Annotated in this window: 17 protein-coding genes; all 17 read left to right on the forward strand. The window is 33.5% G+C overall.

Annotation, left to right across the window (positions count from 1 at the left end):
* Positions 1-642: 642 nt before the first annotated feature.
* The 17 genes from rpsL to rplE all read left to right on the forward strand — a co-directional run bounded on the left by rpsL (position 643) and on the right by rplE (position 10,118).
* On the forward strand, positions 643-1,017 hold the full coding sequence (gene rpsL / locus Q8S45_RS13290) for a 30S ribosomal protein S12 (protein ID WP_305605853.1): 375 nt from the start codon (positions 643-645) through the stop codon (positions 1,015-1,017).
* A gap of 23 nt (positions 1,018-1,040) precedes the next feature.
* Positions 1,041-1,517 (forward strand): 30S ribosomal protein S7, encoded by a 477-nt coding sequence (rpsG, locus tag Q8S45_RS13295; protein WP_305605856.1) that lies wholly within the window; start codon positions 1,041-1,043, stop codon positions 1,515-1,517.
* A 9-nt stretch (positions 1,518-1,526) separates the two neighbouring features.
* On the forward strand, positions 1,527-3,644 hold the full coding sequence (fusA, locus tag Q8S45_RS13300) for an elongation factor G (RefSeq protein ID WP_305605859.1): 2,118 nt from the start codon (positions 1,527-1,529) through the stop codon (positions 3,642-3,644).
* 19 nt (positions 3,645-3,663) lie between these two features.
* Positions 3,664-3,969 (forward strand): 30S ribosomal protein S10, encoded by a 306-nt coding sequence (rpsJ, locus tag Q8S45_RS13305; RefSeq protein WP_089378517.1) that lies wholly within the window; start codon positions 3,664-3,666, stop codon positions 3,967-3,969.
* A gap of 148 nt (positions 3,970-4,117) precedes the next feature.
* Entirely contained in the window at positions 4,118-4,735 is a 618-nt protein-coding gene (gene rplC, locus Q8S45_RS13310; protein ID WP_305605866.1) for a 50S ribosomal protein L3, read from the forward strand.
* Positions 4,735-5,364 carry a 50S ribosomal protein L4 gene (gene rplD, locus Q8S45_RS13315; protein ID WP_305605868.1) on the forward strand — a complete coding sequence of 210 codons (630 nt, stop codon included), beginning with the start codon at positions 4,735-4,737 and terminating at the stop codon, positions 5,362-5,364. Before rplC ends, rplD begins: the two co-directional genes overlap by 1 nt.
* Positions 5,365-5,372: 8 nt before the next feature.
* Positions 5,373-5,663, forward strand: a complete 291-nt coding sequence (gene rplW, locus Q8S45_RS13320) for a 50S ribosomal protein L23 (protein WP_305605870.1) — start codon at positions 5,373-5,375, stop codon at positions 5,661-5,663.
* A gap of 13 nt (positions 5,664-5,676) precedes the next feature.
* On the forward strand, positions 5,677-6,501 hold the full coding sequence (rplB, locus tag Q8S45_RS13325) for a 50S ribosomal protein L2 (protein WP_305605873.1): 825 nt from the start codon (positions 5,677-5,679) through the stop codon (positions 6,499-6,501).
* Between the two features lie 7 nt (positions 6,502-6,508).
* Positions 6,509-6,787 carry a 30S ribosomal protein S19 gene (gene rpsS / locus Q8S45_RS13330; protein ID WP_305605876.1) on the forward strand — a complete coding sequence of 93 codons (279 nt, stop codon included), beginning with the start codon at positions 6,509-6,511 and terminating at the stop codon, positions 6,785-6,787.
* A 6-nt stretch (positions 6,788-6,793) separates the two neighbouring features.
* Entirely contained in the window at positions 6,794-7,204 is a 411-nt protein-coding gene (gene rplV / locus Q8S45_RS13335) for a 50S ribosomal protein L22 (RefSeq protein WP_305605879.1), read from the forward strand.
* Between the two features lie 6 nt (positions 7,205-7,210).
* Positions 7,211-7,939: a 30S ribosomal protein S3 gene (rpsC, locus tag Q8S45_RS13340; protein ID WP_305605882.1), complete on the forward strand. Its 729-nt coding sequence runs from the start codon at positions 7,211-7,213 to the stop codon at positions 7,937-7,939.
* 23 nt (positions 7,940-7,962) lie between these two features.
* Positions 7,963-8,391 (forward strand): 50S ribosomal protein L16, encoded by a 429-nt coding sequence (gene rplP / locus Q8S45_RS13345; RefSeq protein WP_305605885.1) that lies wholly within the window; start codon positions 7,963-7,965, stop codon positions 8,389-8,391.
* Positions 8,392-8,406: 15 nt separating this feature from the next.
* Positions 8,407-8,598, forward strand: a complete 192-nt coding sequence (rpmC, locus tag Q8S45_RS13350; protein ID WP_305605888.1) for a 50S ribosomal protein L29 — start codon at positions 8,407-8,409, stop codon at positions 8,596-8,598.
* Between the two features lie 19 nt (positions 8,599-8,617).
* On the forward strand, positions 8,618-8,875 hold the full coding sequence (gene rpsQ / locus Q8S45_RS13355; protein ID WP_305605891.1) for a 30S ribosomal protein S17: 258 nt from the start codon (positions 8,618-8,620) through the stop codon (positions 8,873-8,875).
* A 1-nt stretch (position 8,876) separates the two neighbouring features.
* Positions 8,877-9,245, forward strand: coding sequence for a 50S ribosomal protein L14 (gene rplN / locus Q8S45_RS13360; RefSeq protein WP_305605894.1), 369 nt, complete (start codon positions 8,877-8,879; stop codon positions 9,243-9,245).
* Positions 9,246-9,258: 13 nt separating this feature from the next.
* Positions 9,259-9,564 (forward strand): 50S ribosomal protein L24, encoded by a 306-nt coding sequence (gene rplX / locus Q8S45_RS13365; RefSeq protein WP_371133031.1) that lies wholly within the window; start codon positions 9,259-9,261, stop codon positions 9,562-9,564.
* A 2-nt stretch (positions 9,565-9,566) separates the two neighbouring features.
* Positions 9,567-10,118 carry a 50S ribosomal protein L5 gene (gene rplE / locus Q8S45_RS13370; protein WP_305605900.1) on the forward strand — a complete coding sequence of 184 codons (552 nt, stop codon included), beginning with the start codon at positions 9,567-9,569 and terminating at the stop codon, positions 10,116-10,118.
* Positions 10,119-10,156 lie beyond the last annotated feature (38 nt).

Raw genomic sequence — 10,156 nt, forward strand, 5'->3', positions numbered from 1 at the left:
TTTTTAATATTTCTAAAATTTTGTCGTAATTTGATTTAAAGTTGTTCATATATTTAATTGCTTGATATACAAATAAATATACGACTTTATATAGTCAATGAACAACTTTTATTCCTGTTTTTATAAATGCACAACGGGTTATATTAAGATTATAAATACGTAGTCCATATAAATTAACTTGATTAGTTGATATATTTTATCAGATAATTTGTAAATACATAGTTTACATAGTTGTTAATATATTTTCCAGAAAAGACTTTTTTTTGTTCTAAATTGGGAGGAATTTAAATCATAATTAGTTTTAGGTTTTCAATATTATTGTTTTTGAAATTTCATTATAACAAAAAATTAAAATTCAACTTTGATAATTATTTGGGTTCCATAGATAATACTTGTTTATACGGGTTAATGGTTGGATCATCTTAAAAACACCTTACATTGATTTTATTAAAGTAATAGAATGATGTTTAATTATTGGTTTGCGCTAAAAAATTGAATACTTTTTTAATCATTATATATATGGTGTAAAATCATTTAAAAATAAATAAACACATACTTGGTTAAAAAGAAAAATGTTGTACATTTGCAAACTCTTAGAAAAGAGCTAAGAAGATAATAAAATAAATATAACAAGATTTTAGTATGCCAACAATTTCGCAATTAGTACGAAAAGGAAGAACCAAAATAACTAAGAAGAGTAAATCGGCTGCTTTAAATTCATGTCCTCAAAGAAGAGGGGTTTGTACACGTGTTTACACAACTACACCAAAAAAACCAAACTCAGCAATGCGTAAAGTTGCAAGGGTAAGGTTAACAAATGGTAATGAGGTGAACGCATACATACCTGGAGAAGGGCATAATTTACAAGAGCATTCGATAGTATTAGTTAGAGGAGGAAGGGTAAAAGATTTGCCAGGAGTTAGGTATCACATTGTACGTGGTGCATTGGATACAGCGGGTGTTTCAGGTAGAACACAACGTCGCTCTAAATATGGTACAAAAGCCCCTAAGAAGTAATTTAAAGACTTTAATGTAAAGACATGAGAAAAAGAGCAGCGAAAAAAAGAGTTCTTTTACCAGATCCGAAATTTAACGATCAGTTAGTAACACGTTTTGTGAATAACTTAATGTGGGATGGTAAAAAATCTGTAGCGTTCAAAGTATTCTATGATGCATTAGACATTGTAGAACAAAAGAAACAAGACGAAGAAAAATCTTCATTACAAATTTGGAAAGATGCGTTAAGTAACGTAATGCCACAAGTTGAGGTTCGTAGCCGAAGAGTTGGTGGTGCAACCTTCCAAATTCCATCGCAAATTAGACCAGACCGTAAGGTGTCTATTGCAATTAAATGGTTAATTTCTTATTCAAGAAAACGTAACGAAAAATCAATGGCTCAGCGTTTAGCTGGAGAAGTATTAGCGGCTGCAAAAGAAGAAGGAGCAGCAGTTAAAAAGAGAATGGATGTACATAAAATGGCAGATGCAAATAAAGCATTCTCTCACCTTAGATTTTAATAAGAAATAATGGCTAGAGATTTAAAATATACAAGAAATATAGGAATTGCTGCTCATATTGATGCGGGTAAAACTACCTGTACAGAGCGAATACTATATTATACTGGTGTTTCCCATAAAATAGGTGAAGTACACGATGGTGCTGCAACTATGGATTGGATGGAACAAGAACAAGAAAGAGGTATTACAATTACTTCCGCAGCTACAACTTGTGAATGGAAATTCCCAACAGAGAATGGAGAGCCAACTGCTGACGCAATGGGTTATCACTTTAATATAATTGATACTCCTGGTCACGTTGACTTTACAGTAGAAGTAAATCGTTCTTTGAGAGTTTTAGACGGATTAGTTTTCTTATTTAGTGCAGTGGATGGTGTTGAACCACAATCTGAAACTAACTGGAGATTGGCTGATAATTATAAAGTACCAAGAATAGGTTTTGTTAATAAAATGGACCGTCAAGGAGCTAATTTTTTGGCTGTTTGTCAGCAAGTTAGAGAAATGCTAGGTTCTAATGCAGTGCCTATTGTTATTAATATTGGTGATGAAGAAAACTTTAAAGGAATAGTTGATTTGATAAAAAACCGTGCGGTTATTTTTCATGACCACACAATGGGAGCTACCTTTGATATTGTAGAAATCCCAGAAGAACTAAAAGAAGAAGCGAGAGAATTACGTGGCAAATTAATTGAAGAAGTTGCTGCTTATGATGAAAATCTTTTAGAAAAATATATGGAAGACGAAGATTCTATTACTGAAGATGAGGTGCATGCCGCACTTCGAGCTGCTGTAATGGATATGTCTATTATTCCAATGGTTTGTGGTTCTGCCTTTAAAAATAAAGGAGTTCAATTTTTATTGGATGCTGTTTGTCGTTATTTACCTTCTCCAGTTGATAAAGAAGGTGTGATTGGTATTAACCCAGACACAGAGAAAGAAGAATTGCGTAAACCATCTGTTAATGAGCCTTTCGCGGCTTTGGCTTTTAAAATTGCTACAGATCCTTATGTGGGTCGTTTAGCATTTTTTAGAGCATATTCAGGTCGTTTAGATGCAGGTTCTTATATATTGAATAGTCGTTCTGGTAAAAAAGAACGTATTTCACGTATTTATCAAATGCATGCTAATAAGCAAAATGCTATCGATTATATTGAAGCTGGAGATATTGGTGCTGGTGTTGGATTTAAGGATATCAAGACTGGAGATACAATGTGTGATGAAAAGCATCCTATTGTATTAGAATCGATGAATTTTCCAGACCCTGTAATTGGTATTGCTGTAGAGCCTAAAACAAAAGCAGATGTTGATAAATTAGGAATGGCTTTAAGCAAATTAGCTGAAGAAGATCCAACATTTACTGTAAAAACTGATGAGGCTTCAGGTCAAACAATTATTTCTGGAATGGGTGAATTACACTTAGAAATTATTGTGGATCGTTTAAAGCGCGAATTTAAAGTTGAAGTAAACGAAGGGCAACCTCAGGTTGAATATAAAGAAGCAGTTACTACAGAAACAAGACACCGTGAGGTTTACAAAAAACAATCTGGTGGACGTGGAAAATTTGCGGATATTCAATTTACAATGAGCCCTGCAGATGCTGATAAACCAGGATTAACATTTGTAAACTCTATTAAAGGAGGAAATGTACCTAAAGAATTCGTTCCTTCTATTGAAAAAGGATTTAAGGCGGCTATGAAAAACGGACCTTTAGCAGGTTACGAAATGGATAGTTTAAAAGTAGAGTTGTTTGATGGATCATTCCATGCAGTGGATTCAGATCAATTATCATTCGAATTGGCGGCAAAAATGGGATATAAAGCTGCAGCGAAAGCTTGTAAGCCGGTTATTTTAGAGCCAATTATGAAGATTGATGTGGTAACTCCAGAAGAAAACATGGGAGATATTGTGGGAGATTTAAATAGAAGAAGAGGTCAAGTAAACGCTATGGATGATAGAGCAGGAGCAAAAGTTGTAAAAGCAACAGTTCCATTATCTGAAATGTTTGGTTATGTAACTACATTAAGAACATTATCATCAGGTAGAGCATCATCGTCAATGGAATTTTCACATTACGCTGAAACTCCATCAAATATAGCTGAAGATGTAATATTAAAAGCAAAGGGTTAATCTCTAAATTATAAACGATATGAGTCAAAAAATTAGAATAAAATTAAAATCGTACGATTACAATTTAGTAGATAAATCTGCTGAAAAAATCGTTAAAACGGTAAAAAGTACAGGAGCAGTTGTAAACGGACCAATTCCATTACCTACTCATAAAAAGATTTTCACAGTGTTACGTTCTCCACACGTAAACAAAAAATCTAGAGAACAATTCCAATTAAGTTCTTATAAAAGATTATTAGACATTTATAGTTCATCATCAAAAACTATTGATGCTTTAATGAAATTAGAACTTCCTAGTGGAGTTGAGGTAGAAATTAAAGTTTAATAAACTTTAAAGTTAAAACGGAAGTTTTAATTACATGTCCGGAGCGATTGACGAAGGAAAAACGGAAAAATACATTCAGGGTTGAAGTATTTTAACCCTGTTTTTTTTAGAATAAATAAATAGAATAATAATTAATAATTAAATAAGAATGTCTGGGTTAATAGGTAGAAAAATCGGAATGACCAGCTTATTCGACGAAAACGGGAAAAATATTCCTTGTACAGTAATCGAAGCAGGTCCATGCGTAGTTACCCAAGTCAGAACCGAAGAGGTCGACGGGTATAAAGCTCTTCAACTTGGTTTCGATGACAAAAAGGCAAAAAGCTCTAATAAAGCTTTAGACGGTCACTTTAAAAAAGCAGGCACCGTTGCCAAGAAAAAAGTTGTCGAGTTCCAAGGATTTGAAGATAATCACAATTTAGGAGATCAACTAACTGTTGAGCTTTTTGAAGAAGGAGAATTTGTTGATGTTTCAGCAATTTCTAAAGGTAAAGGTTTTCAAGGGGTTGTAAAAAGACACGGTTTTGCCGGTGTTGGACAAGCAACGCACGGTCAACATAACCGTTTAAGAGCACCTGGTTCTATTGGTGCAGCATCATATCCAGCTAGAGTATTCAAAGGAATGCGTATGGCAGGAAGAATGGGTGGAGAAAAAGTAACAGTTCAAAATTTAAGAGTTTTAAAAGTGGTTCCAGAAAAGAATTTACTTGTGATAAAAGGAGCAATTCCTGGTCATAAAAACGCTTATGTAATCATTCAGAAATAATGGAAGTATCAGTTTTAGACATACTAGGAAAAGATACAGGAAGAAAAGTAGAACTTTCTGATGCTGTATTCGGAATTGAGCCAAACAATCATGCGGTATATTTAGATGTAAAGCAATTTTTGGCAAATAAAAGACAAGGAACTCATAAAGCTAAAGAAAGAGCTGAGATTTCTGGAAGTACAAGAAAAATTAAAAAGCAAAAAGGGACAGGTACTGCTAGAGCAGGAAGTATAAAATCTCCTCTTTTTAAAGGTGGTGGTCGAGTTTTTGGACCAAGACCAAGAGATTATTCTTTTAAATTAAATAAAGGTTTAAAAAGATTGGCTCGTAAATCTGCTTTAAGTATTCAAGCAAAAGAGAACAATATTATTGTTATAGAAGACTTTAATTTTGAAGCTCCAAAAACTAAGAGTTTTACAGCTGTTTTACAAGCTTTAGGAATTGAAAACAAAAAATCCTTATTTGTATTGGCTGAAACAAATAATAATGTATATTTGTCCTCGCGCAATTTAAAAAGATCTAAAACTGTAATGAACACAGGGTTAAGTACTTACGAATTGTTAAATGCAAATAAAGTTATTCTTTCAGAAGGATCTTTAGAAGGAATTGAGTCTAATTTAAGTAAATAGGTACGAAGATGAGTATTTTAATTAAACCTATTATAACGGAAAAAGCTACAAATGATAGCGAATTATTTAATCGTTATACGTTTATAGTAGCAAAGAAAGCTAACAAACTTGAAATTAAAAGTGCCGTTGAGAAATCATACGGAGTTTCAATTGAAAGTGTAAAAACATTGAATTACCCAGTAAAGCGTAAAACAAAATTCACTAAAAGTGGAATGGTTCAAGCTAGATCTGGAGCTTATAAAAAAGCGATAGTTCAGTTAGCAGATGGAGAAAGTATTGATTTTTATAACAAGATCTAAGAAAAGATAAAAAATGTCAGTTAGAAAATTAAAACCAATAACACCAGGTCAGCGTTTTAGAGTAGTAAATGGGTTCGACACCATTACTACTGATAAGCCGGAAAAAAGCTTAACAGCTCCGAATAAAAGATCTGGAGGTCGAAACAATTCAGGAAAAATGACGATGCGCTATACAGGTGGTGGTCATAAAGCACAGTACCGTATTATCGATTTTAAAAGAGATAAAAATGGTATTCCTGCAACAGTAAAATCTATAGAATACGATCCAAATCGTACTGCGTTTATTGCATTAGTATTTTATGCTGATGGTGAGAAACGATACGTGATCGCTCAAAATGGTTTAAAAGTTGGACAAATTATTGTTTCTGGTGAAGGAGCTACTCCTGATATCGGAAATGCTATGTTGTTAAGTAAAATTCCTTTAGGAACAACTATTTCTTGTATAGAATTACATCCAGGTCAAGGAGCTGTTATTGCTCGTAGTGCTGGTTCTTTTGCACAGTTAATGGCAAGAGAAGGTAAATATGCAATTGTTAAAATGCCTTCTGGTGAAACAAGAATGATCTTGTTAACATGTATGGCTACAATTGGAGTAGTATCTAATTCAGATCATCAATTATTAGTTTCTGGTAAAGCTGGTAGATCTCGTTGGTTAGGAAGAAGACCAAGAACAAGACCTGTTGTAATGAACCCTGTCGATCACCCAATGGGAGGTGGAGAAGGTAAATCTTCAGGAGGACATCCACGATCTAGAAATGGTATCCCTGCAAAAGGATTCAAAACTAGGTCTAAGACCAAAGCGAGTAATAAATATATTTTAGAACGTAGAAAAAAATAATTAAGATATGGCACGTTCATTAAAGAAAGGACCTTATGTTTTTCGTAAACTTGATAAAAAAGTTCAAGCGAATATAGAATCTGGAAATAAATCGGTAATTAAAACTTGGTCAAGAGCATCTACGATTACTCCTGATTTTGTAGGACAAACTATAGCTGTGCATAACGGTCGTCAGTTTGTACCAGTTTATGTTACAGAAAACATGGTAGGTCATAAGTTAGGAGAATTTTCTCCAACACGTTCTTACAGAGGACATGGTGGAGCAAAAAATAAAGGAAAAAAATAGTAGGATATGGGAGTTCGTAAAAAAATAAGATCACAGCAAATTAAAGAAGAGAAAAAGCAGTTAGCTTTTGCTAAGCTTACAGGCTGTCCTACTTCACCACGAAAAATGCGTTTAGTTGCAGATTTAGTTAGAGGAGTTGAAGTTGAAAAAGCGCTTCAAATCTTAAAGTTCAATTCAAAGGAGGCTGCTATTAATCTAGAGAAACTACTTTTGAGTGCAATTGCTAACTGGCAAGCGAAAAATGAAAATTCAAATATTGAAGATGCAAGTTTATTTGTAAAAGAAATATTTGTTGATGGCGCAGGAATGTTAAAAAGGTTAAGACCAGCACCGCAAGGTCGTGCTCATAGAATTAGAAAACGTTCTAATCACGTGACAATGGTTTTAGGAAGTAAAATTGTAAGTAATCAATCATAAGTAGCAATGGGACAAAAAACAAATCCAATAGGAAATCGTTTAGGAATTATCAGAGGATGGGATTCCAACTGGTATGGAGGAAGAAACTACGGTGATAAAATTGCTGAAGATTATAAAATAAGAGAGTATGTGAATGCTCGATTATCAAAAGCAAGTGTTTCAACAGTAATAATTGAGCGTACACTTAAACTTGTAACCGTTACTATCACTACTGCTAGACCTGGTATTATTATTGGGAAAGGTGGGCAAGAGGTAGACAAGTTAAAAGAAGAACTTAAAAAAATTACTGGGAAAGAAGTTCAAATTAATATATTTGAAATTAAACGTCCAGAATTAGATGCTCGTTTAGTAGCTGCTAGTATCGCAAGACAAATTGAAAGTAGAATTTCGTACCGTAGAGCAATAAAAATGGCTATTGCTGCTACAATTCGCATGAATGCGGAAGGTATTAAAGTTCAAATTTCTGGTCGTTTGAATGGCGCAGAGATGGCTCGTTCAGAGCATTATAAAGAAGGAAGAATACCTCTTTCTACTTTTAGAGCAGATATTGATTATGCACTTGCTGAAGCCCATACAACTTACGGCCGTTTAGGAGTAAAAGTGTGGATTATGAAGGGTGAGGTTTATGGTAAAAGAGAATTGTCTCCATTAGTTGGTCTTTCTAAAAAACAAGGAAAGGGTAATGAGAAAGGTGCAGGCCCATCTAGAAGACCACAAGCTCGCAAAAGAAAATAAATTTTTAAAATTTAGAAGTTAAAATGTTACAGCCAAAGAGAGTTAAATATCGTAAAGTACAGAAGGGGAAAGGGCAAATGAATGGAAATTCTAATAGAGGGCATCAGCTTTCTAACGGAACATTTGGTATCAAAGCTTTAGAACAAGACTTACTTACATCTCGTCAAATCGAAGCAGCGCGTATTGCGGCAACTCGACATATGAAAAGAGAAGGTCAACTGTGGATTAAAATATTTCCAGATAAACCTATTACCAAAAAACCATTAGAAGTTCGTATGGGTAAAGGTAAAGGAGCTCCAGAATATTTTGTAGCCATTGTTAAACCGGGAAGAATTATGTTTGAAGTAGGTGGAGTACCTGCTCACGTAGCAAAAGAAGCTTTACGTTTAGCGGCACAAAAACTTCCTGTTAAAACGAAGTTTATTGTAGCTAGAGATTTTGATAACGCTTAATAACCGATTAAGAAAATGAAACAATCAGAAATTAAAGGATTATCAACCGAAGAGTTACAAGAAAAACTTGGAAGTTTAAAAAAGAGTTATTCTGAGTTAAAAATAACTCATTCTATATCACCATTGGAAATTCCAATGCAATTGAGAACACTTAGAAGAACTGTTGCACGTGTTGCTACAGAAATAACTAAAAGAGAATTACAATAATTGTATTCAGAAGTAAAAGATGGAAAAAAGAAATCTTAGAAAAGAGAGAATAGGTGTAGTTTCAAGTAACAAAATGGAGAAATCTATTATTGTAAATGAAGTTAAAAAAATGAAACACCCTATGTACGGAAAATTCGTGTTAAGCACTAAAAAATATGTAGCGCACGATGAAACAAATGATTGCAATATTGGAGACACTGTTAGAATAATGGAAACACGCCCAATGAGTAAATCTAAACGTTGGAGGTTAGTAGAAATCCTAGAAAGAGCAAAATAATATGTTACAGACAGAATCAAGATTACGAGTAGCAGATAATACTGGAGCTAAAGAAGTTTTAGTTATCCGCGTTTTAGGAGGAACCAGAAAACGATACGCATCTATAGGTGACAAAATTGTAGTAGCAATTAAGGATGCTACTCCAAATGGATCTGTTAAAAAGGGTCAAGTTGCCAAAGCGGTAGTTGTTAGAACGAAGAAAGAAATTAGAAGAAAAGACGGATCGTACATTAGATTTGATGATAATGCTTGTGTTCTTTTAGATGCCTCAGAGCAAATGAAAGGAACTCGTGTTTTTGGTCCAGTTGCAAGAGAACTTCGTGAAAAACAATTTATGAAAATTGTATCATTAGCACCTGAAGTGCTTTAATAAATTTATGACAATGAAGTTAAAGATAAAATCAGGAGATTCTGTTAGAGTAATGGCAGGTGATCACAAAGGAGAAGAAGGAAAAATAGTAAAAATTTTCCTAGATAAAAATAGAGCAATTGTGGAAGGTGTCAATATGGTATCTAAACACGCAAAACCTAGTGCACAAAACCCACAAGGAGGTATTGTTAAAAAAGAAGCATCAATTCACATATCTAACTTAATGTTATTAGAAAAAGGTAACACAACCAAAGTAGGATATAGAATTGAAGGGGACAAAAAAATTAGGTTTTCTAAAAAATCCGATAAAGCAATTTAGTGATGGCATATTTACCAAGACTTAAAGAAGAATATACGAGCAAAATTGTAAGTGCTCTTATGGAAGAATTCGGTTATAAAAATGTGATGCAAGTACCTAAATTACAAAAAATTGTAATTAGTAAAGGTGTTGGTGGAGCAGTTTCCGATAAGAAATTAATTGATTATGCTTTAGATGAAGTATCAAAAATTACTGGTCAAAAAGCATTGTCAACAATATCTAAAAAAGACGTTGCATCATTTAAATTACGTAAAGGAATGCCAATTGGTGTTAAAGTTACGTTACGTGGTGAAAAAATGTATGAATTTTTAGATAGATTAGTTACCGTTTCATTACCACGTGTAAGAGATTTTAACGGTATTAAAGCAACTGGTTTTGATGGAAGAGGAAACTATAATTTAGGTGTTACAGAGCAAATCATTTTCCCAGAAATTGATATTGACAAAGTAAACAAAATAGGTGGAATGGATATTACTTTTGTAACATCGGCTCCTACAGATAAAGAAGCAAAATCATTATTAAGTGAACTAGGTTTACCATTTAAAAATAATTAAGGAATGGCTAAAGAATCAATGAAAGCCCGTGAGGTTAA

Origin of the sequence: Lutibacter sp., from assembly GCF_030692605.1 — a bacterium.
Taxonomy (GTDB): Bacteria; Bacteroidota; Bacteroidia; order Flavobacteriales; family Flavobacteriaceae; genus Lutibacter.

Excerpts from the sequence above, each read along its gene's own strand:
- rpsL (WP_305605853.1), top strand. The coding sequence starts at position 643 with ATGCCAACAATTTCGCAATTAGTACGAAAAGGAAGAACCAAAATAACT.
- rpsG (WP_305605856.1), top strand. The coding sequence starts at position 1,041 with ATGAGAAAAAGAGCAGCGAAAAAAAGAGTTCTTTTACCAGATCCGAAA.
- fusA (WP_305605859.1), top strand. The coding sequence starts at position 1,527 with ATGGCTAGAGATTTAAAATATACAAGAAATATAGGAATTGCTGCTCAT.
- rpsJ (WP_089378517.1), top strand. The coding sequence starts at position 3,664 with ATGAGTCAAAAAATTAGAATAAAATTAAAATCGTACGATTACAATTTA.
- rplC (WP_305605866.1), top strand. The coding sequence starts at position 4,118 with ATGTCTGGGTTAATAGGTAGAAAAATCGGAATGACCAGCTTATTCGAC.
- rplD (WP_305605868.1), top strand. The coding sequence starts at position 4,735 with ATGGAAGTATCAGTTTTAGACATACTAGGAAAAGATACAGGAAGAAAA.
- rplW (WP_305605870.1), top strand. The coding sequence starts at position 5,373 with ATGAGTATTTTAATTAAACCTATTATAACGGAAAAAGCTACAAATGAT.
- rplB (WP_305605873.1), top strand. The coding sequence starts at position 5,677 with ATGTCAGTTAGAAAATTAAAACCAATAACACCAGGTCAGCGTTTTAGA.
- rpsS (WP_305605876.1), top strand. The coding sequence starts at position 6,509 with ATGGCACGTTCATTAAAGAAAGGACCTTATGTTTTTCGTAAACTTGAT.
- rplV (WP_305605879.1), top strand. The coding sequence starts at position 6,794 with ATGGGAGTTCGTAAAAAAATAAGATCACAGCAAATTAAAGAAGAGAAA.
- rpsC (WP_305605882.1), top strand. The coding sequence starts at position 7,211 with ATGGGACAAAAAACAAATCCAATAGGAAATCGTTTAGGAATTATCAGA.
- rplP (WP_305605885.1), top strand. The coding sequence starts at position 7,963 with ATGTTACAGCCAAAGAGAGTTAAATATCGTAAAGTACAGAAGGGGAAA.
- rpmC (WP_305605888.1), top strand. The coding sequence starts at position 8,407 with ATGAAACAATCAGAAATTAAAGGATTATCAACCGAAGAGTTACAAGAA.
- rpsQ (WP_305605891.1), top strand. The coding sequence starts at position 8,618 with ATGGAAAAAAGAAATCTTAGAAAAGAGAGAATAGGTGTAGTTTCAAGT.
- rplN (WP_305605894.1), top strand. The coding sequence starts at position 8,877 with ATGTTACAGACAGAATCAAGATTACGAGTAGCAGATAATACTGGAGCT.
- rplX (WP_371133031.1), top strand. The coding sequence starts at position 9,259 with ATGAAGTTAAAGATAAAATCAGGAGATTCTGTTAGAGTAATGGCAGGT.
- rplE (WP_305605900.1), top strand. The coding sequence starts at position 9,567 with ATGGCATATTTACCAAGACTTAAAGAAGAATATACGAGCAAAATTGTA.